The 20,706-nt window shown below is 65.3% G+C and carries 21 protein-coding genes; 5 read left to right on the plus strand and 16 right to left on the minus strand.

Features of this window, described 5'->3' with window-relative positions; translation table 11 throughout:
- Window positions 1–74: 74 nt before the first annotated feature.
- The gene (locus AC13C7_RS04885) at window positions 75–1,244 is read left to right on the plus strand and encodes a type III PLP-dependent enzyme (RefSeq protein WP_482866772.1); all 1,170 of its coding nucleotides are present in this window, start codon (window positions 75–77) and stop codon (window positions 1,242–1,244) included.
- Between the two features lie 83 nt (window positions 1,245–1,327).
- Here the strand turns inward: AC13C7_RS04885 and deoD are convergent, their stop codons facing one another.
- From deoD to AC13C7_RS04905, 4 genes are all read right to left on the minus strand, one after another.
- The gene (deoD, locus tag AC13C7_RS04890) at window positions 1,328–2,032 is read right to left on the minus strand and encodes a purine-nucleoside phosphorylase (RefSeq protein WP_474887073.1); all 705 of its coding nucleotides are present in this window, start codon (window positions 2,030–2,032) and stop codon (window positions 1,328–1,330) included.
- Window positions 2,033–2,124: 92 nt separating this feature from the next.
- The gene (locus AC13C7_RS04895) at window positions 2,125–2,433 is read right to left on the minus strand and encodes an H-NS histone family protein (RefSeq protein ID WP_172319564.1); all 309 of its coding nucleotides are present in this window, start codon (window positions 2,431–2,433) and stop codon (window positions 2,125–2,127) included.
- A gap of 122 nt (window positions 2,434–2,555) precedes the next feature.
- Window positions 2,556–4,523, minus strand: coding sequence for a methylmalonyl-CoA mutase family protein (locus AC13C7_RS04900; protein WP_482866773.1), 1,968 nt, complete (start codon window positions 4,521–4,523; stop codon window positions 2,556–2,558).
- Window positions 4,524–4,625: 102 nt separating this feature from the next.
- The gene (locus tag AC13C7_RS04905; protein WP_482866774.1) at window positions 4,626–5,249 is read right to left on the minus strand and encodes a class I SAM-dependent DNA methyltransferase; all 624 of its coding nucleotides are present in this window, start codon (window positions 5,247–5,249) and stop codon (window positions 4,626–4,628) included.
- Between the two features lie 86 nt (window positions 5,250–5,335).
- Here AC13C7_RS04905 and AC13C7_RS04910 point away from each other — a divergent pair, with 86 nt between their 5' ends.
- The 4 genes from AC13C7_RS04910 (at window position 5,336) to AC13C7_RS04925 (ending at window position 10,667) form a co-directional block, all read left to right on the plus strand.
- Window positions 5,336–6,718 carry a 1-acyl-sn-glycerol-3-phosphate acyltransferase gene (locus AC13C7_RS04910; protein WP_482866775.1) on the plus strand — a complete coding sequence of 461 codons (1,383 nt, stop codon included), beginning with the start codon at window positions 5,336–5,338 and terminating at the stop codon, window positions 6,716–6,718.
- A 126-nt stretch (window positions 6,719–6,844) separates the two neighbouring features.
- Window positions 6,845–8,137: a crotonyl-CoA carboxylase/reductase gene (ccrA, locus tag AC13C7_RS04915; protein WP_446119610.1), complete on the plus strand. Its 1,293-nt coding sequence runs from the start codon at window positions 6,845–6,847 to the stop codon at window positions 8,135–8,137.
- Window positions 8,138–8,398: 261 nt separating this feature from the next.
- A complete protein-coding gene (locus tag AC13C7_RS04920; RefSeq protein ID WP_482866776.1) occupies window positions 8,399–9,937 on the plus strand; it encodes an ATP-dependent DNA helicase in 1,539 nt (512 codons plus the stop codon).
- A 1-nt stretch (window position 9,938) separates the two neighbouring features.
- Window positions 9,939–10,667, plus strand: coding sequence for an SDR family oxidoreductase (locus AC13C7_RS04925; protein ID WP_482866777.1), 729 nt, complete (start codon window positions 9,939–9,941; stop codon window positions 10,665–10,667).
- A gap of 59 nt (window positions 10,668–10,726) precedes the next feature.
- On the opposite strand, the gene AC13C7_RS04930 is transcribed toward AC13C7_RS04925, so the two are convergent.
- The 12 genes from AC13C7_RS04930 to AC13C7_RS04985 all read right to left on the minus strand — a co-directional run bounded on the left by AC13C7_RS04930 (window position 10,727) and on the right by AC13C7_RS04985 (window position 20,704).
- Window positions 10,727–11,479: a TIGR02186 family protein gene (locus AC13C7_RS04930; protein WP_446119595.1), complete on the minus strand. Its 753-nt coding sequence runs from the start codon at window positions 11,477–11,479 to the stop codon at window positions 10,727–10,729.
- A 26-nt stretch (window positions 11,480–11,505) separates the two neighbouring features.
- Complete coding sequence (locus AC13C7_RS04935; protein ID WP_482866778.1) at window positions 11,506–12,426, minus strand: sulfite exporter TauE/SafE family protein; 921 nt, start codon at window positions 12,424–12,426, stop codon at window positions 11,506–11,508.
- Between the two features lie 153 nt (window positions 12,427–12,579).
- On the minus strand, window positions 12,580–13,380 hold the full coding sequence (locus AC13C7_RS04940) for a purine-nucleoside phosphorylase (protein WP_482866779.1): 801 nt from the start codon (window positions 13,378–13,380) through the stop codon (window positions 12,580–12,582).
- A 1-nt stretch (window position 13,381) separates the two neighbouring features.
- Window positions 13,382–14,347, minus strand: a complete 966-nt coding sequence (locus tag AC13C7_RS04945) for an ABC transporter permease (RefSeq protein ID WP_172319573.1) — start codon at window positions 14,345–14,347, stop codon at window positions 13,382–13,384.
- 3 nt (window positions 14,348–14,350) lie between these two features.
- Window positions 14,351–14,608 (minus strand): hypothetical protein, encoded by a 258-nt coding sequence (locus AC13C7_RS04950; protein WP_482866780.1) that lies wholly within the window; start codon window positions 14,606–14,608, stop codon window positions 14,351–14,353.
- A complete protein-coding gene (locus tag AC13C7_RS04955; RefSeq protein WP_172319575.1) occupies window positions 14,605–15,696 on the minus strand; it encodes an ABC transporter permease in 1,092 nt (363 codons plus the stop codon). The genes AC13C7_RS04950 and AC13C7_RS04955 overlap by 4 nt, the downstream gene beginning before the upstream one ends.
- Window positions 15,696–17,252 (minus strand): ABC transporter ATP-binding protein, encoded by a 1,557-nt coding sequence (locus AC13C7_RS04960; protein ID WP_482866781.1) that lies wholly within the window; start codon window positions 17,250–17,252, stop codon window positions 15,696–15,698. Before AC13C7_RS04960 ends, AC13C7_RS04955 begins: the two co-directional genes overlap by 1 nt.
- A 164-nt stretch (window positions 17,253–17,416) precedes the next feature.
- Complete coding sequence (locus tag AC13C7_RS04965) at window positions 17,417–18,412, minus strand: BMP family lipoprotein (RefSeq protein ID WP_172319577.1); 996 nt, start codon at window positions 18,410–18,412, stop codon at window positions 17,417–17,419.
- A 111-nt stretch (window positions 18,413–18,523) separates the two neighbouring features.
- Window positions 18,524–18,967 (minus strand): GNAT family N-acetyltransferase, encoded by a 444-nt coding sequence (locus AC13C7_RS04970; RefSeq protein ID WP_482866782.1) that lies wholly within the window; start codon window positions 18,965–18,967, stop codon window positions 18,524–18,526.
- Window positions 18,964–19,620 carry a tRNA (adenosine(37)-N6)-threonylcarbamoyltransferase complex dimerization subunit type 1 TsaB gene (gene tsaB, locus AC13C7_RS04975; RefSeq protein ID WP_482866783.1) on the minus strand — a complete coding sequence of 219 codons (657 nt, stop codon included), beginning with the start codon at window positions 19,618–19,620 and terminating at the stop codon, window positions 18,964–18,966. Before tsaB ends, AC13C7_RS04970 begins: the two co-directional genes overlap by 4 nt.
- The gene (locus AC13C7_RS04980; RefSeq protein WP_482866784.1) at window positions 19,610–20,170 is read right to left on the minus strand and encodes a NifU family protein; all 561 of its coding nucleotides are present in this window, start codon (window positions 20,168–20,170) and stop codon (window positions 19,610–19,612) included. The genes tsaB and AC13C7_RS04980 overlap by 11 nt, the downstream gene beginning before the upstream one ends.
- A gap of 78 nt (window positions 20,171–20,248) precedes the next feature.
- Complete coding sequence (locus tag AC13C7_RS04985; protein WP_474887084.1) at window positions 20,249–20,704, minus strand: universal stress protein; 456 nt, start codon at window positions 20,702–20,704, stop codon at window positions 20,249–20,251.
- Window positions 20,705–20,706: the final 2 nt, after the last annotated feature.

Raw genomic sequence — 20,706 nt, forward strand, 5'->3', positions numbered from 1 at the left:
ACGGTAACGTCTCCCTTTGAAGTGAGCGGTCTGCGCCGGGAAACCGGAATGGCCGGGTCTTATGGAGATGACCAATGCACGTAACGCAAGCCGATTTCTCGGCACGATTCCCTGTCGCCACCCCCTCCCGCGTGGAGCAGTTCATCCGTCAAACCAGTTTCGACCGGCCCACGTTGGTCCTGGATATCGACGCGGTCGAGACGCAGTATCACGCGCTGAAAGCGGGTCTTGACCGCGCCGACATCCATTTCGCCGTCAAGGCAAACCCGGCGCGTGAGATCATCGAACGTCTTGTGTCGCTCGGCTCGCATTTCGACGCCGCATCGCGCGGCGAGATCGAACTGTGCCTGTCGCTCGGCGCGCATCCCGAGCATATCTCCTTCGGCAACACCGTCAAACGCGCCTCGGACATCGCTTTCGCGCATCATGCCGGGCTGACCCTCTTCGCCGCCGATGCGGAGGAAGAGCTTGAGAAGATTGCGGAAAACGCCCCCGACGCGCAGGTCTACATCCGCCTGATCGTGGAAGCCTCGGGCGCGGATTGGCCGCTCACGCGCAAGTTCGGGACCACCCGCGGCAAGGCACTGCACCTGCTGGCGATGGCGCGTGACCTCGGCCTCGATCCGGTCGGCTTCTCGTTCCATGTGGGCTCCCAGACCCGCAAGCCCGAGATGTGGTCCTCGACCCTCGATCAGGTCGCGGCGATCTGGACCGACGCGCGTGACGCGGGCTTCGACCTGTCGCTGATCAATATCGGCGGCGGCTTCCCGGCCTTCTACGGCGAGGAGATCGCCCACCCGACCGTCTATGCCGCCGCCGTCATGGCGCAGGTCGAGGCGCGTTTCCCCGGCGCCCGCGTGATGGCCGAACCCGGTCGCGGGCTGGTCGCCGAGGCCGGCATGATCGCCGCCGAGGTGCTGCTGGTGTCGCGCAAATCGGACGACGATCTGTGCCGGTGGGTCTATCTGGATATCGGCAAATTCTCGGGGCTTGCCGAAACCATGGAAGAGGCGATCCGCTACCAGTTCACCACCGACCGCGATCACGAGGATACCGGCCCCTGCATCCTGGCCGGTCCCTCCTGCGACAGCGCCGATGTGCTTTACGAAATCCGCCCGGTGGCCTTGCCCCTGGGTCTGAAATCCGGCGACCGGATCCTCATCCGCAACTGCGGCGCCTACACGTCGAGCTACAGCTCGGTGGGCTTCAACGGCTTCCCGCCGCTGGATGTCGTGGCGATCTGAGGGTCGAGTCAAAGGGGGGAGGGGGTCCGGGGGGCATGCCGCATGGGAGAGACGGCAAGCCCCCCCCCGGAGTCCGAAGGCAATCAGGCGAAGGCCGCCTCCAGCGCGATCTCGACCATGTCGGCGAAGCTGGACTGCCGATCCTCCGACGGCAGCGCCTCGCCGGTTTGAAGGTGATCGGAAATCGTCAGAACCGCCAGCGCGCGCGCCCCGTGACGCGCGGCGACGGTGTAAAGCTCGGCGGCCTCCATCTCGACGCACAGCACCCCGTGTCGGGTCATCTGCTCGGTCAGGTCGGGCCGTTCGTCATAGAACACGTCCGAGGAATAGATGCCGCCGACATGGATGCCCGCGCCGGTCTTCTCGGCTGCCTTGTGCGCCGCCATGAGCAACCCGAAATCGGCGCAGGGCGCATAGTTGAGTTCCTTGAAAAAGCCCGAGGACGGCGTGGAAAGCGTCGTCGAGGTCATCGCCAGCACCACGTCGCGGATCTTGACATGGGGCTGCATCCCGCCCGCCGATCCGATGCGGATCAGCGTCTTGGCGCCATAGTCGCGGATCAGTTCATTGGCGTAGATCGACAGGCTCGGCATCCCCATGCCCGAGCCATGGATGGTCACCGGGTTGCCCTTCCAGGTGCCGGTAAAGCCCAACATGCCGCGCACGTCGTTGACGCATCTTGGATCGTCCAGAAATGTCTCCGCCGCCCATTTCGCGCGCAGCGGATCGCCCGGCATCAGGACGGTTTCGGCAATATCACCTGGCTTCGCGCCGATATGGACTGTCATGGGAACCCCGCATGTGACTGATTGCGGGCATCAGACCCAAAACACGGACCCGGCGCAACCCAGTGAAAGCGCGCCGGGGCCGGTGCGGGATTTCAGATCTCCATTTCGGAGGCGTCTTTTCCGGCTGCGATGGCCGATTTGTACCAGGCAGGCTGGCGTCCGCGTCCGGTCCAGGTCTGGCTCGGGTTCTCGGGGTTGCGGTATTTCGGCACCGCGGTCTTGCCCGAAGTTTTCTTGCCGAGAATTTCGTCCAGCGAAAACCCGTGCTCCTCGGCGGCGCGTTTCGCGGCGGCCAGGGCGGTTTCCTTCTGGCGCTTCTCGAAACTCGCCAGCGCCTTGTCGACGTTCTTCCTCAATGCCAGCAATTCGTCTTTCGACATCGAATCAAGGTCGATTGCCATTCTCATTTCTCCCTGTTTGCGTTCAGGGACTGACATAGCCGAAGTAGAACCGAATTCAATTCCCATCGGCGTGACCTGACGAAAAGGACAGGCGGATTGCCGAGGGAATGACGGATCGCGCCTTATTCCGCGGCAATTTCCGTGGGGTCGAGCAGTCCGACAATATCCATCATGATTCGGTTCAATTCGAAATCCTTGGGCGTATAGACCCGCGCCACGCCGAAACCGCGCAGTTTCTCGGCATCTTCATCGGGGATGATTCCGCCCACCATTACGGGAATGTGACCCAGGTTTCCGGCGCGCAGCCGGTCCATTACTTGGCCGATCAGGGGCACATGGCTGCCTGACAGGATCGACAGGCCGATGACATCCGGGCGCTGCTCAATCGCCGCCGCCACGATCTGTTCCGGCGACAGGCGAATGCCCTCGTAGGAAATATCCATGCCGCAATCGCGCGCGCGGAAGGCGATCTGCTCGGCCCCGTTGGAATGCCCGTCGAGCCCCGGCTTGCCGACCAGGAATTTCAGCCGATGGCCGAGCTTGTCCGAAACGAGGTCAACCGCCGCGCGAATATCCTCCAACCCTTCGGTCTTGTTCGACACGCCCCGCGCTACACCCGTGGGGCCGCGATATTCACCATGCACGACGCGCATCACATCGGCCCATTCGCCCGTGGTGACGCCGGCCTTCGCGGCCTTGATCGAGGCGGGCATGATGTTGCGCCCCTCGGCGGCGGCGGCGCGCAGATCGTCCAAAGCGCGGCCCACCTCATCCGCGTCGCGGGACGCGCGCCAGTCGTCAAGCCGCTCGATCTGCTCGGCCTCGGTGGCGGGATCGACGACCATGATGCCGCCGCCTTCGCTCATCAGTGGCGAGGGCTCGCCCTCGGTGTATTTGTTGACGCCAACCACGACCGTGTCACCGCGCTCGATCGCGTTCACACGGTCGGCATTCGATTCGACCAGCCGTGTCTTCATGTAATCAATCGCCGCAATCGCGCCGCCCATGGCATCGAGATTGGCCAATTCCGCCCGCGCGCCCTCTTTCAGCGCCTCGACCTTGCCATCGACCACGGGATTTCCGTCAAAGAGGTCGCCATATTCCAGCAGGTCGGTTTCATAGGCCATGATCTGCTGCATCCGCATCGACCATTGCTGATCCCAGGGGCGCGGCAATCCGAGCGCCTCGTTCCAGGCGGGCAATTGCACGGCGCGGGCGCGGGCGTTTTTCGACAGGGTGACGGCCAGCATTTCGATCAGGATGCGGTAGACGTTGTTTTCGGGCTGCTGTTCCGTCAGCCCAAGCGAATTGACCTGCACGCCGTAGCGAAAGCGCCGCATCTTGGGGTCGTCAACGCCATAGCGGTCGCGGCAAATCTCATCCCAGAGATCCACGAAAGCGCGCATCTTGCACATTTCGGTGACGAAGCGAATGCCCGCATTCACGAAGAAGGAAATGCGCCCGACCAGCATCGGGAAATCACCCTCGGGCACCCGCGGTTGAAGTGCGTCCAGCACCGCGATGCCCGTGGCCAGTGCAAAGGCCAGTTCCTGCTCGGGCGTGGCACCGGCCTCCTGCAAATGGTAGGAACACACGTTCATCGGGTTCCATTTCGGCACGTTCGTGTAGCAAAACTCGGCCACATCCGCGATCATTCGCAGGCTCGGTTCAGGCGGGCAGACATAGGTGCCCCGGCTGAGATATTCCTTGATCAGGTCATTCTGCACCGTGCCGGTCAGCTTGGAGATGTCCGCGCCCTGTTCCTCGGCCACCGCGATATAGAGCGACAGAAGCCAGGGCGCCGTCGCGTTGATCGTCATCGAGGTGTTCATCTGCTCCAGCGGGATCTGGTCGAACAGCGCCCGCATGTCGCCCAGGTGACAGACCGGCACGCCAACCTTGCCGACCTCGCCGCGCGCCAGCTCGTGGTCGCTGTCATAGCCCGTCTGCGTCGGCAGGTCGAAGGCCACGGAAAGCCCCGTCTGCCCCTTGGCCAGGTTCCCGCGGTAGAGCGCGTTCGACGCCTTGGCGGTGGAATGGCCCGCATAGGTGCGGATCAGCCAGGGGCGGTCTTTCTGGGCGGCGGTCATGGCAAGGCTCCTGACATGTCGGGTAATCTTGTTTCGTGAGTAACGATATATGGGAAACAAAAATACCTTGTCAACGTGCTGCATTGCGGCATCGCTGGCCCGTCAGCCGCGTTTGCGGAACTGCATGATCAGGGCCTTGTCGGTGCCGTGGTCGCCGCCGGGCTTGTCGTAGATGTCAAACTCATGAAACGCGACCGGCGTGATCTGTCCGCGCGCCACCATCTGCGCCAGCGCGGATCCGAACCCGGCACTGTCCAGAACATCCGCGATCACGGTGCAGACGAAGAGGGCATCCGGCCTGGCAATGCGCCACAGTTCGGCCAAGCAGACCGCGCCGACATGGCCATGCGTGAAAGTGCCGGTCGACACCAGGCCGCCATAGCTCTCGGACGGGATATCCAGCGGCCCGGTCAGGTCGCCGGTCATCAGATTGCGATAGACGCCCTTGCCGCGCGCGACCTCCAGCATCTCGGGCGACAGGTCCAGCGCGTCGATCACCGTGCCCTGCAAGGCTTCGCCAAGCAAGCCCGTGCCCGCGCCGATATCCAGAACCGGCGCGTTATCCCCCTCGGCGGCGCGAAACACCCGTGCCACCTCACGCGGCGAGGCATAGCCGCGCGCCTCGGCAAAGCTCTCGTCATAGGTCTCGGCCCAATCCGCGTAGAACTCCTTGGTCTCTTCCGCGTCGCCAAGGGCATAGGCGCTGTCGAGATCGGGCTTGGGCATCGGTCATCTCCTCTTGCTGTCCGGCCCCGATCATGCTGCATAAGCGCGATTGATGCCACGCGGTTTTCCTGCCACCGTCGCCTGCAATGTTCAGATCAATCGAAGTCCCGGCCTGGTTCCTGATCCTGATGCTGCTTTTCGCGGCGGTCACCGCGTTGGACCGGGTGCTGATGCCGTCCGTCCGCTGGTATCTGCGCCGCCGGTTGGAGCGCGCGGTCGAGCGGTTGAACCAGCGCCTTGCGATCCCGATCCGGCCCTTCAAGCTGGCGCGGCGCCACGACACGATCATGCGGTTGCGCTATGACCCCGCCGTTGCCCGCGCGGTGCTGGATTACGCACGCGAGCATAATATCCGCGAGGATGCCGTGGCCGAACGCGCCGAGCGCTACGCGCGCGAGATCGTGCCCTCCTTCTCGGCCTTCACCTATTTCGGCTTCGCCATCCGTGTCGCCCGGTTCCTGTCGCGCTCGCTCTACCAGGTGCGGGTCGGGACGGAAAACGCCGACGCGCTGGAGGGCGTGGCCGAGGATGCCACCGTCGTCTTCGTGATGAACCACCGCTCGAACATGGATTACGTGCTGGTCACATGGCTGGCCGCGAACCGGTCCGCGCTGGCCTATGCGGTGGGGGAATGGGCGCGGGTCTGGCCGCTGCAACCCCTCATCCGGATGCTCGGCGGCTACTTCATCCGCCGCCGCCACAACAACCCGCTCTACCGCAAGGTGCTGGCGCGCTACGTGCAGATGGCGACCGAGGCGGGCGTGACCCAGGCCGTGTTCCCCGAAGGCGGCCTCAGCCGTACCGGCGCATTGCGTGAGCCGAAACTGGGGCTGCTGTCCTATATCATCGACGGGTTCGAACCGGGCAAAAGCCGTGATGTCGTCTTCATGCCGGTGGCGATCAACTATGACCGCGTGATGGAGGATCGCGCGCTGATCCAGGCCAACACATCCGGCACGCGGAACTTCCGGTTCTCGCTCAAGCCGATCTACCGTTACCTGCGCAACCTTGTCTGGCAGAAACTGACGGGCCGGGTGCATCGCTACGGGATCGCCGCCGTCAGTTTCGGCGAGCCGCTGCGCCTGAGCAGTTTCATGGAAGAGCACCAGGGTCAGGCCGAGACACTGGGCGATGACCTGATGGCGCGCATCTCGGACGTGATGCCCGTCGTGCCCTTCCCGGTGATCGCCCATGCGATGACTGCGGGCGTGCGCAGCCGGGCGGCGCTGACCCCTGCCGTCAAGGCCCGTGTCGCGTATCTGGAGGCGCGGGGCGCGCGGATGCAGATGCCCGAGGCTGACCTCGACACCGTCATCGACGCAGGGCTCAACGGGCTGGCGCTGCGCAAGATGCTGCAGGTGCGCGATGATGCCCTGATCCTGACCCCGGATGGCGAAGAGATCATGCAATTCTACGCCCAATCCATCGCGCCGCTCCTGGTGGATTTTGACGGAGACAGCCCGGACTGATCTACGCCGCGACATAATATTACGCGATACCCCCATTTCCGGGTTGCATAGTTGCGCAGGGGCTTTTATCCCTTGCTGCAAGCGCGGAATCATTCCGCATTGCAGAAATTCCTGATGGAGGAGCTGATGGCCTTGGACAGCAACCCCGCAATCGCGACCTATGACGCGCCCGAAAAAGACCTCTACGAGATGGGTGAGATTCCCCCGATGGGGTTCGTTCCCAAGCAGATGTATGCCTGGGCGATCCGCCGCGAACGCCATGGGGAGCCGACCGAGGCGTTCCAGGTCGAGGTGGTCGACGTGCCGGTGCTGGACAGCAACGAGGTGCTGGTCCTGGTGATGGCGGCAGGCGTCAATTACAACGGGGTCTGGGCGGGCCTCGGCGTGCCGATCAGCCCCTTTGACGGCCACGGCGCGCCCTATCACATCGCGGGCTCGGACGCCTCCGGCATCGTCTGGGCCGTGGGCGACAAGGTCACGCGCTGGAAGGTCGGCGACGAGGTCGTGATCCACTGCAACCAGGACGATGGCGACGACGAGGAATGCAACGGCGGCGATCCGATGTTTTCCACCAGCCAGCGGATCTGGGGCTACGAGACGCCGGACGGCAGCTTCGCGCAGTTCACCAACGTGCAGGCGCAGCAGTTGATGGCGCGTCCCAAGCACCTGACCTGGGAAGAAAGCGCCTGCTACACGCTGACGCTGGCCACCGCCTACCGGATGCTCTTTGGCCACCACCCGCATGAGCTGAAGCCCGGCCAGAACGTGCTGGTCTGGGGCGCCTCGGGGGGCCTGGGCTCCTACGCGATCCAGCTGATCAACACGGCAGGGGCCAACGCGATCGGCGTGATCTCGGACGAGGACAAGCGCCAGTTCGTGATGGACCTGGGCGCAAAGGGCGTGATCAACCGCAAGGACTTCAAGTGTTGGGGGCAATTGCCCACCGTCAACACGCCGGAATATGCCGAGTGGTTCAAGGAAGCGCGCAAGTTCGGCAAGGCGATCTGGGACATCACCGGCAAGGGCAACAATGTCGACATCGTCTTCGAGCATCCCGGCGAGGCGACCTTCCCGGTCTCGACCCTGGTCTGCAAGAAGGGCGGCATGGTGGTGATCTGCGCCGGAACCTCCGGGTTCAACACGACCTTCGACGTGCGCTACATGTGGATGCACCAGAAGCGCCTGCAAGGCTCGCATTTCGCCCATCTCAAGCAGGCTTCGGCGGCCAACAAGCTGATGGTCGAGCGGCGGCTGGATCCCTGCATGTCCGAGGTCTTCCCCTGGGAGGAGCTGCCGCAGGCGCATATGAAGATGTACAAGAACGAGCACAAGCCGGGCAACATGTCGGTCCTCGTGCAGGCCCCGCGCACTGGTTTGCTGACGCTGGAGGATGTGCTGGAGGCCGGGCCGAAAGCCTGATCCGGATGCACTGGACTGAGAGGCCCGCGCCCATTGAACGGCGCGGGCCTTTGTCGTTGCGGGGGGCCGGGGCGGCGCGCGTCAGGCCGCCTTTGGCAGCCCTCCTAGCGCCGCATTTCCATGGACAGGATCAGGGGGCGATGAGTCCAACTGACCATGGTGGTTGTGACCGCTGTTGCGCCGGTGAGTATTTGCACCAAGAAGATGATCAGACGCGGTTTTCGCATGGTGGCCCGATTTCCTTGCCGGTAGGGTGGCCCCATGGCAGGCGCGGCAGTGACATTTTCGGACGATCAGGCGGCGGCCTTCGATGCGCTGGCCGAGGCCATGCGCAAGGTCGGTGTCGATCTGGAGGCCGAGACGCTTCTGCCCGCAGCCGAGGGCAAGGCGCAAGTCATGGCCGTGATCGGCAAGGCGGGCAGCGGCAAGACCTTGCTGTTGGCCGAGCTTGTCACCGCGCTGGAGGGCCTGGGGGTGGAGCTGGTCTCCGGCGATTGGGAGGGCAAGCGGCGGCGCGACCGGCGCACCCTGGCCATCCTGGCCCCCACGAACAAGGCGGCCTCCGTGCTGCGCACCCGCGGCGTGCCCGCGACCACCATTCACCGCATCCTCTATACGCCTGTCTATGACCCGGAATACGAGAAGGTCGCGGAATGGCTGGCGGGCCAGGGCGAGCGGCCCGAGATCGAGGCACTGACCGAGGCCATGCTGGACCGCGCCAAGCTGGTCTATGACGCGCATAAATCGGTGCCCGCGGCGCTGGCGGCTGCGGGGCTGCGCGGTTCGGATTTCATCACCGGCTGGAAACGGCGCGAGGACGGCTTGGATATCGGCTTTGTCGATGAAAGCTCGATGCTGGATGAGAAACAGCTGGACGATCTGCGCGAGATCTTTCCGATGCTGGTGCTTTTCGGCGACCCGGCGCAATTGGCCCCCGTCGGTCAATCGGGCGAGATGGTGTTCGACCGGCTCTCGGGCCCGCGCAAGCTGGAGCTTCGGCGCATTCACCGGCAGGAGGCGGATAACCCGATCCTGGACCTGGCCCATGCGCTTGGCGATCCGGACCTCGGCTTCGAGCAGTTCGAACGCATGGTCGAGGAGGCGGCAGCCCGCGATGAGCGGATCGTGTTGGGCGCACGGGCCGATAGCGACCTGATGGCGCGCAGCCCGGTCCTGGTCTGGCGCAATGCCACGCGTATCCGGCTGATCCGGGCCTTCCGGCTGGCGCATGGCGCGCCCGAGGATGCGCTTTTGCCCGGCGAGCCGCTCATTTGCGACGGCATCGAGTTGCCCGTGAAGCACCGCAAGAAGCGCATCGACCTGGAGGCGCGCGGCCTGATCAAGGGCGCGCAGGTGGTCTACCTGGGACCGGGGCGCAAGCCCGGCTTTTCGCGTCTGCACGTGGTCGGGGCGGAGAGCCCGCAACTGTCGGCGGCCTCCATCGTCAAGATCGAGAAACCGGATGAGGAGGAGCCCTTCATCCCCTATGCCGCGCGCATGGGGGCGGCGTTCCTGCATGGCGCGGCGGTGACCATCCACAAGGCGCAAGGGTCGCAGTGGAAGGATGTGCAGGTCTTCGCGCCCGACCTCTACGGCGCGGCGCGGATGGGGCGGATGGAGGCGGGGCAGGCCCTGTGGAAGCGGCTGGCCTATGTCGCGATCACGCGGGCGGAGGAGCGGTTGATCTGGATCCGGCGCTATGCCCTGTCGAAACCGACCACGCCGCTTGGCACCGACGATCTGGAGGTGCCGGTGACGCCGCTGACGCTGGAAGCGCAGGACGATCTGGAGGGGATATGAGATGGGCGTGATCCTGATCACCGGGGCAAGTTCGGGCATTGGCCGGGCGACGGCGCAGGCGTTCCTTGGCGCGGGCTGGCAAGTGGGTCTGCTGGCACGGCGGCGGCAGGCGCTGGAGGCGGTGGCGGAGGGCCACGAAGATGCGCTGATCCTGCCCGCCGATGTGACCGACCTGGCCGCCATGCAGGGCGCAGTGGCGGCGCTGGTGGCCCGCTTCGGCCGGCTCGATGCGCTGTTCAACAATGCGGGCATCTTCGCGCCGCAGGGCACCATAGACGAAATCGACCCGGAAGATTGGGCCGCCAGCCTGGCCGTGAACCTGACCGGCATGTTCAATGCGGCCCGCGTGGCATTCGGCCAGATGCGGGCGCAGGTGCCACAGGGCGGGCGGATCATCAATAACGGCTCGATCAGCGCCCATTCCCCGCGCCCCGGATCGGTCTGCTACACAACCACCAAGCATGGCGTGACCGGCCTGACCAGGACGCTGAGCCTTGATGGGCGGCCCTATGACATCGCCGCCGGTCAAATCGACATCGGCAATGCGCGTACGCCGCTCCTCGAAAGCGTGGCCGAGGGGGCACGGGCGCTCGGCCAGGAAGAACCGCCGATCATGGAAGTGGAGGATGTCGCCCGCGCCGTGCTGCATATGGCCGGTCTGCCGCCGGGCGCGAATGTGCAGTCGATGACCGTGATGGCGACGAAGATGCCATTTGTTGGCCGAGGCTGAGGGGACGCCGCGTCGACGGCCCTTCTTTCCACGGTCTATCGACGGGCCTTGCGCCCCGCTCAATTGCTGCGGATATACCGGAACACCGCCGAGGCCGACCAGCCCGCCGCGATGGCGATCACCAGCGACAGCAGCCCGTAGATCAGCGGGCGTTCATGCGCCAGCGTGTAGATCAGCCGTTCCAGACCGACCTTGCGCACCTCGATGGCGGCGGTGTAGCTCGACACCACTTCGCGCCCGCGGGTCAGGAAGATGCGCGCGCGGTAATCGCCCTCGACCAGGTTGGCGGGCAGCGCGATGGAGGTGTTGAACAGGGTTTCGCCGCGCAGCGTGACCGTGTTTTCCAGCACCTGGTAGAGCCCCGCATCGGAGCGGATGCGGATCACGGCCTGGGTGAAATCGGCGGGCCTGTCGCTGCCGGTGCCCACGGCCCGGATCGCGCGCGGGATCGAGATGCGATGGCGCAGGTCCTCGGTCGATGTGATCACCTCGTTGAAAGGCGCGGTCGTGGCGACCGCATAGAAAGTGGGGGCGGCGTCGATCTCGACCGACTCGACATTCATCCAGATGCCGTAATTGCGGTCCATCCGGCGCACGGTGGCGGGGCGCGGAGGGCCCTCGATGGTGATGATGACCTCCAGCGGGTCTTCGCCCTCCACCGGTCCGTCTCGCCGCACCGCCCCGAAGACGAGGATTTCCGAGCCGTTGAAATTCGCGGTGATGGCGACGGATTCCTGGCTGAGGCCGACCACGATGGATTCGGGCGGGGTTTCGTCGTCTTCCTGCGCCAGCCCTGCGAGGGGGGCCAGCATCAGCGCACATATGAGGGCAAGCCGTTTCAATGCGACCCTGCCATGCCGATCGAGAACAGCTCGGCCGGTTGCACCAACAGGTCGAAGGCCAGCTTGCCGCAGACCGCCAGCACCATGATCGCCAGCAGGATGCGCAATTGTTCGGCCTTGAGGTAGACACCGATCCGCGCGCCCACCTGTGCGCCGACGACGCCGCCGACCAGAAGCAGCACGGCCAGAACCATGTCGACGGTAAAGTTCGTGGTCGCGTGCAGAAGCGTCGAAAAGGCGGTAACGAAGATGATCTGGAACAGCGATGTGCCCACCACGACCTTGGTGGGCATGCCGAGGATATAGATCATCGCGGGCACCATGATGAAGCCACCGCCGACGCCCATGATCGCGGCCAGCACACCGACCGCGACCCCGACCACGAGCGGCGGAATGACGCTGAGGTAGAGGCCCGAGGTGCGGAACCGGGTCTTGAAGGGCAGGGCATGGATCCAGCCGCGATGGTGGCGGCGCGGTGGTGGGCCGCTGGCCTTGCGGGACTTGGCGATGGCGTTCAGGCTTTCGACGAACATCAGCGCGCCGATGATGCCGAGGAAAACCACGTAGGACAGCTTGACCAGCAGATCGACCTGCCCGATGGCGCGCAGCGCATTGAAAAGCTGCACACCGAGCGCGGCACCGATCAGCCCGCCAACCAGCAGCACGCCGCCCATCTTCAGATCGACGGTTTTGCGCTTGAAATGCGCCAGCACGCCGGAAAAGGAGGAGGCGACGATCTGGTTCGCCTCGGTCGCCACCGCGACGGCGGGCGGGATGCCGATGAAGAACAAGAGCGGCGTCATCAAGAACCCGCCGCCGACGCCGAACATGCCCGACAGGATGCCGACCAGCCCGCCAAGCCCAAGCAAAAGAAACGCGTTCACGCTGACTTCTGCGATGGGAAGGTAGATCAACATGTGCGGCGCATTTCCTTATACGTACATGTCCCTTAGCCTGACCGGCGCGCCATTGCCAGTGACGCACGCGGGCCCCTGCCTGCGACAGATCGGAGCAATCGGCCCTTGGGTTCGGGGCCGGTGCGAAAAACCGGCGCCGCCGGCGATCGCGCGTCAGGCCGCGCGCAGATACCGGCGCAAGATCTTTTCCAGCTTGGCCGCGCCAAGCGGGGCCATCTTCTTGGTATGTTCGTGGCTGATGGACTCGTCGCTGAGGCCCGCCGCCATGTTGGTCACGGTCGAGATCGCGGCCGCCTTCAGACCCAGGAACCGGGCCAGGATGACCTCCGGAACGGTCGACATGCCGACGGCATCGGCACCCAGAATACGGATCGCGTTGATCTCTGCGGGGGTCTCGAAGGAGGGGCCGGAATACCAGGCATAGACGCCTTCGGACAGCGCGATGTCCTCGGCGATGGCGGCGGCTTGCAGGGCGCGGCGGATCGCCGGATCATAGGCGTCCTTCATCGGCACGAAGCGCCGGTCCGAGGCTTCCCCGATCAGCGGATTGAGGCCCGAGAAATTGATGTGATCGCTCAGCAGCATCAGGTCGCCGGGCTGGATATCGGGCCGCATGGAGCCTGCCGCATTCGTGGCAATCAGCGCCTCGGCCCCAAGCGCGTGCAGCACCTCCAGCGGAAAGCGCATCGCATCGCCGCGCCCGCTTTCGTAGTAATGCGCGCGGCCCCCGAAGACGGCGACGCGGGTGCCCTCCAGATCGCCGATGACCAGCTTGGGATTGTGGCCCGACACGCCCGCATGGGGAAATCCCGGTAGGTCGGCATAGTCGATCGCCACGCCCTCGACCGCGTCGGCCAGGTGCCCCAGGCCCGAGCCGAGGATCAGGCCGATGGCGACCGGATCGGCCCCCGCACGGTCGCGGATGGTTGCAAGCACGCGGTCGAGCCCGGCCATCTCAGCGCTCCTTCACGTACGGCTCGCCACCGGCGCGCGGCGGGATCGCCTTGCCGACGAAGCCGGCCAGGATCACCACGGTCAGGATATAGGGCAGCGCCTGCATGAACTGCACCGGGATCACGAATTCGCCAATCGCGATGTTCTGATACCGCGCCCCCACCGCGTCCAGCAGACCGAAGAGCAGGCTGGCATAAAGCGCATACCAGGGCCGCCATTTGGCAAAGATGAGGGCGGCCAGCGCGATAAAGCCACGGCCCGCGCTCATGTCCTTGTTGAACCCGGCGGCCAGGCTGGTGGCAAGGTAGGCCCCCGCGATGCCGGTCAGCACGCCACAGATCAATACGGCCGAATAGCGCGCCCGCACGACCGAGATCCCGGCGGTATCGACCGCGGCGGGGTTTTCGCCCACGGCCCGCAGGCGCAGCCCGAACCGGGTGCGGTAGAGGACCCACCACGTCAGCGGCACGAAGAAGAAGGCCATGTAGACCAGGATCGAATGGCCCGAGATGAGGTCGGAATAGATCGGCCCGACCAGGGGCACGTCGGCGATTGCCTCGGCAAAGGGCAGGGTGATGTCGCGGAACCGGCCATCGCCCACCAGTTGCGGCGTGCGGCCGCCAAGCTGGAACCAGCTATCGCCAAGCACGACGGTCATCCCGGCGGCAAGGAAGTTGATCGCCACGCCCGAGATCAGCTGGTTGCCCCGGAAGGTGATCGAGGCCAGCCCGTGCAGCGCCGCAAAGACCATGGACGCGGCGATGCCCGCCAGAAGGCCGATCCAGACATTGCCTGTGAAGGCCGCGACCGAGGCCGAGAAGAAGGCCGAGATCAGCATCTTGCCCTCGAGCCCGATATCGAAAATGCCCGAGCGCTCCGAATAGAGCCCCGCCAGGCAGGCCAGGAGCAGCGGCGTCGCCGATCGGACGGTCGAGTCGAGCAGTTGGAGGATGGTTGCGAAATCCATGGCTCAGCTCCGGCTGGTGGCAAGTTTGAAGGCGGCAAAGGCGAAGAACACACCAAGCGCGCCTTCGACCCCGGCCCTGGCGCGGGCATAGGGCGCTCGGAACGGGGCCAAGGACAGCGCGACCGTCCATGCCCCGTGCCCGAGGAACGAGATCAGGAAGCCGCAGACCAGGATCAGCGCGACACCGGGGCCGGATGACAGAGCGCCGGTCAGGTGCGCAGCCCCGGCGATCAGCAGGTTGGGCAGCCGTTCGAGGATCATGCCCTCTCCCTCCTGAGGCTGAGGAACACCCGCGCGACGGGTGTGCGCACCATATTGTCCAATGCGCCGGTAAAGAGGATCACCAAGGCCTGGATCACCAGGAGCATCTCGCGGCTCACGGCGGGCATCTCGAACTCCAGCTCGGCCCCGCCCTGGTAGAGCATCCCGAAGAGGAGTGCCGCCAGGAACACGCCGACGGGGTGCGAGCGGCCCATCAGCGCCACCGCGATGCCGACGAACCCCGCGCCCTGCACCGGGTCGATGACCAGCCGTTCGGCCTCGCCCATCACCGAATTGATCGCCATCAGCCCGCTCAGCCCGCCCGAGACCAGCATCGAGATCATGATGATCCGCACCGGGTTGATGCCGGCATAGACCGCACCGGGTTCGGAAAACCCGTAGGCCCGGATCTCGTAGCCGAGCCGCGTGCGCCAGATCATCAGCCAGACCCCGATACAGGCGGCGACGGCGACGAAGAACGAGACGTTGAGGGGGGTCGAGCGGCTGAAGCCGAGCCAGGGCGCGACATCATAGGCATTGGGCAGGCGCGCGCCCTCGGCAAAGCGCGCCGTTTCCGGGGCCATGTTGCCGGGCACGCGGAAGACGTTGACCAGCAGATAGACCAGCAGCGCCGAGGCGATGAAGTTGAACATGATCGTGGTGATCACGATATGGCTGCCGCGCTTGGCCTGCAGGTAGGCCGGGATCGCGGCCCAGGCCGCCCCGAAGATCGCCGCCCCGATCGTCGCGCCGAGCAGCGCCAGCGACCAATGCGGCCAGGGGATGTAGAGACTGACCATGGCCACGCCAAGCCCGCCCAACGCGGCCTGCCCCTCGCCGCCGATATTGAACATGCGGGCGTGGAAGGCCACCGCCACGCCAAGCCCGGTGAAGATGAAGTTGGTGGCGTAATAGAGGGTAAAGCCCCATCCATAGGCGCTGCCGACGGAGCCCCGGATCATGACCTGCAATGCCTCGACCGGGCTTTCGCCGATATAGAGCACGACCAGCGCCGACACCGCCAATGCCAGCACCAGGTTGATGAAGGGGATCAGCGCCACGTCGGCCCATCTCGGCATCTTGTCCATTACGCGGCCCCCTTGGTCACACCGGCCATCAGCAGGCCGAGTTCCCCCTCATTGGTCTCGTCCGGCAGGCGCTCGCCCATGATGCGCCCGTCGAACATCACCGCGATGCGGTCCGATAGCGAGAAGATCTCGTCCAGCTCGACCGAGACCAGCAAGATCGCCTTGCCCTCGTCGCGCAGGGAGATGATCTGCTTGTGGATGAACTCGATCGCGCCGATATCCACGCCCCGCGTCGGCTGCCCGACCAGCAGCAGGTCTGGGTTGCGCTCGATCTCGCGGGCGACGACGATCTTCTGCTGGTTGCCGCCCGAGAAATTCTTGGCCTGCAACATCGGATCGGGCGGGCGCACGTCATAATGTTCCATCTTTTCGGCCGTGTCGCGCTTCATCGCGGCATTGTCCATGAAAAGGCGGTTCTTCTGGTATTTCGGATCGTGGTGATAGCCGAAGGCGACGTTTTCCCACGCCGCGAAATTCATGATCAGCCCCTCGCGCTGGCGGTCCTCGGGCACATGCGCGATGCCACGCTTTCGGCGGCTCTGGCCGTCGGATTTCGCCCCGGTCAGGTCGATGCTGTCGCCGTTCAGGACGATCTCGCCGCTGGTCGCGGCGATCATGCCGCCGAGCACTTCCAGCAACTCGGTCTGGCCATTGCCGGACACCCCCGCGATGCCCAGGACCTCGCCGGCCCTGATCTCGAAACTGACGCCTTTCAGCCGTTCGACCTTCTGTTCGTCATGCACCACCAGGTCGCGCACTTGCAGGACCGTCTGGCCCGGTTTCGTCGGGGACTTGTCCACCCGCAAGAGAACCTTGCGCCCCACCATCAGTTCGGCCAGTTCCTCGGGGCTGCTGTCGGCGGTCTTGACCGTCGCGGTCATCTCGCCGCGCCGCATGACGCTGACGGTATCGGTCACATCCATGATCTCGCGCAGCTTGTGGGTGATCATGATGATCGTCTTGCCCTCGTCCTTGAGACGTCCGAGGATGCGGAAAAGCTGATCGGCCTCGGCGGGCGTCAGAACCCCGGTGGGTTCGTCCAGGATCAGTATGTCCGCCTCGCGGTAGAGCTGTTTCAGGATCTCGACCCGCTGCTGGTGACCGACGCTGAGATCCTCGATGATCGCATCGGGATCGACATGCAGCTCATATTCCGCCGCCAGTTCGGTCAGCAGCTTGCGCGCCTTGGCGACCGAGGGCTTCAGCAGCGCGCCATCCTCGGCCCCCAGGATGACATTCTCGACAACGGTGAAGTTCTCGACCAGCTTGAAATGCTGGTGGACCATGCCGATGCCCGCGCGGATCGCGGCCTGGCTGTCGGGGATCGGGGTCAGGGTGCCATTGATGAAGATTTCGCCCTCATCGGCCTTGTAGAACCCGTAGAGGATCGACATCAGCGTCGATTTTCCGGCCCCGTTCTCGCCCACGATGCCGTGGATCGTGCCCTTGCGGACCTTGATCGAGATGTCCTTGTTGGCCTGGACCGGCCCGAAGGCCTTGGAAATGCCCTTGAGCTCGATGGCATAGGGCGCGCTGTCCGATTGGGCGTCTGTCATTGGCTGATCTCTGTCCCGCGTGGTCTTGTTGGTCTTTCCGGCCCGCCGCCCGGGCAGACTCAGACGTTACCACAGCACTTTCCCCTGTCCAGCGCCGAGGCAACAGAAAACGGGCCGCCCCTTGCACCGGGCGGCCCGTCCTTCTCATGTCAGGGCTGCGGCGATCACATCACCGGGCAGGCCCCGTCATCCGAGTAGTTATGCACCTCGATCTCGCCGGAGATGATCGCGTCGCGGGCCTCGGCCACACGCGCCTGCATCTCTTCGGTGATCAGGTCGGCGTTGTTCTCGTCCAGCGCATAGCCCACGCCGTCCTCTTCCAGGCCAAAGAAGTGCAGGCCGGTCTCGATTTCTTCGACGGGGGTCGAGAAAGCGTCATAGACGGCCACATCGACGCGCTTCAGCATCGAGGTCAGGACCGAACCGGGATGCAGGTGGTTCTGGTTGCTGTCCACGCCAATACCCAGAATGCCCTCATCCGCCGCGGTTTGCAGGACGCCCAGGCCGGTGCCGCCTGCGGCCGCGAAGACCACGTCGGCGCCCTGGCTGATCTGGCCACGGGTCAGTTCACCGCCGCGCACCGGGTCGTTCCAGGCCGCGGGCGTTGTGCCGGTCATGTTCTGGATGATCTCGATATCGGGATCGACCGCACGCGCGCCTTGCGCATAGCCGCAGCCAAAGCGGCTGATCAGCGGAATATCCATGCCGCCGACAAAGCCGACCGTGCCGGTCTCGGAGGCCATCGCGGCCAGCATCCCCACCAGGTACGAGCCCTGCTCCTCCCGGAACACGACCGAGCGCACGTTCGGCGCGTCGACCACGCCGTCGATGATCACGAAGGTGGTGTCGGGATAGTCGGGGGCCACGACTTCCAATGCCGAGGCCTGGCTGAAGCCTGCCATGACGATGGGGTTCGAGCCCGCTTCGGCCAGGCGGCGCATCGCCTGTTCGCGCTGCGCGTCCGACTGCAACTCGATCTCGCGGTAGGAATTGCCGGTTTCCTCCGACCACTGCTCGGCCCCGCGCCAGGCGGCCTCGTTGAACGAGCGGTCGAACTTGCCGCCGAGGTCGAAGATGATGGCCGGGTCCTGGGCCAGCGCGGCACCGGCCGAAAGGGCCATGGCCGCAGCGGCACCGAGGAAGGTTTTCATGAGTGTCATATAAGTCTCTCCCGAGTTGGATGGCGGCGGGGCATCGTTCGAAAGGCGTGTGCCCCGCCCGCAAAGATCATCTGATCCCTGCGGGATTAAGGCCAAAGAGGGGGCGGGCGGTCAACCGGATTCTGGCATTGCGACCGTGCCGGAGGTCAGGTTTCGCGCCATCAGAACCGCATCGGCCCGCGTTCCGTCGGGGCAGGCGTAGTAGGCGGGACGCAGGCCGTTGCGCCGGAATCCGGACGCCTGATATAGGGCAATCGCGCCTGCATTTCCGGCGGCAACCTCAAGAAACATGGCCTCGGCCCCCCGCGCGGCGGCCCTGTCCAGGGCGGCCCCCATCAGGCCCCGCGCGATTCCCTTGCGCCGATGCGCCGGATCAACGGCGATGGTCAGAAGCTCGGCCTCGCCCGCAAGGGTGCGGATCAGGGCGAAGCCGTGATCATGGGGAATCAGGTCGCAGTGGGGATCGGCCAGGAAGCCCGCGAACTCCTCCGCCCGCCACGGGCGCGGCACGGTGAAGGCGGCGCGGTGCAGGCTGGCCAGCGCCTCGGGCGTCACAGCAGGACCGGCCCGGTATCGCGCGCGGGTGCCGCATCGGGGCTGCGCAGGTAGAGAGGGGCGGGGCGGGGGGCACCGTCGCGGTAGCGCCGCGCCGCGATCCGGGCGATCGCAGGGGCGGGCGCATAGGGGGCGGGGCCGGTTTCGGCATTCAGCTTGGTCGCTATCTCGGCGGCACGGTTGCCGAGGCACATCAGCCCCGGCAGGGACCACCCGTCGTCAACCGCGTCGAAGGCCACCATTTCAGGGCCCCGATCCGCGCCTTTCGCAAAGCGTTGCAGGTAGAGATGGTCTCGCCGCGCGTCGATGCTGGCCAGAACCGGGCCGTCATGGCCTTCGCGCAGCGCCTCCAGCAGCGTCACACCGACCGCCGGGATGCCGAGCGCCAGCGCCAGCCCCCGTGCTGCCGAGACCGATATGCGCACGCCGGTGAAATTGCCGGGACCGATCCCGACGCCAATGGCGGTCAGGTCGCGCAGACCCGCGCCGCCCGCGTCCATCACCGCCTCGATCATCGGCATCAGCGCCTCGGCCTGGCCCTTGCCCATCTCCACCTGCTGAGCCGCCAGCACCCTGTCGCCCGACAACAAAGCGGCCGCACAATGCGCGGCCGATGTGTCGAAGCTGAGGATCAGGGGGGTGTCAGACGGCAACGGGCCGCACCTCGACCACTTCGGGGATGTAATGGCGCAGCAGGTTCTCGATCCCCATCTTCAGCGTCACGGTCGAAGACGGGCAGCCCGCGCAGGCGCCCTGCATATGCAGGTAGACAATGCCACGGTCAAAGCCGTGGAAGGTGATGTCGCCACCATCCTGCGCCACGGCAGGCCGTACGCGGGTGTCAAGCAGCTCCTTGATCTGGCCCACGATCTCGGCATCCTCACCGATGTGTTCGGCATGGCCGCCCGCGCCTTCGGAGCCCTCCATGGCGGGCGCGCCGGACTGGAAATGCTCCATGATCGCGCCCAGGATAGCGGGTTTCACATGGTCCCATTCGACGCCGTCCTGCTTGGTCACGGTCACGAAATCGGTGCCCAGGAACACGCCGGTCACGCCATTGACGCCGAAGATGCGGCTGGCCAGCGGCGAATTGCCCGCCGTGTCCGCCGCCGGGAAATCGGCGGTGCCTGCGTCCAGCACCTGCTGGCCCGGCAGGAATTTCAGCGTGGCGGGGTTCGGGGTGGATTCGGTTTGGATGAACATCGGGCGCACTCCTTCGCGGTTGCCTCGGATATGCGCGTCAGGGGCGCAAATGTCAAGATTTAGAACCGTTCTAAACGGTCAGGTGATCGCTTCGAGCTGCTCTTTCGACAGCTCCCCCGGCACGATGGTGATCGGCACCGGCAATGTCCCTGCGTTCTTGGTCAGCGAGGTGACCAGCGGCCCCGGCCCCTTGCGCCCGGTCCCCGCCCCCAGGACCATCACCCCGATCTCGCGGTCTTCATGGACCTGCGCCAGGATCTCGTCGAGCGGCACGCCCTCGCGGATCACCAGTTCCGGGTCGACATTCTGCTTGTCGCGCATCCACTTGGCGAAGACATTGAAATGCGCCTCGATCCGCTCGCGGGCCTCGGCGCGCATGACCTCGCCCACGCCGATCCAGTGGTTGAACTCATCGGGCGGAATCACCGACAGAACCTGCACGCCGCCGCCGGTATGCGCCGCCCGCATCGCGGCAAAGCGCATCGCGTTCAGACATTCGCGTGAGTCGTCCAGAACGACAAGAAACTTGCGCATGG

The sequence above is a fragment of the Alterinioella sp. B-7 genome, assembly GCF_056857775.1.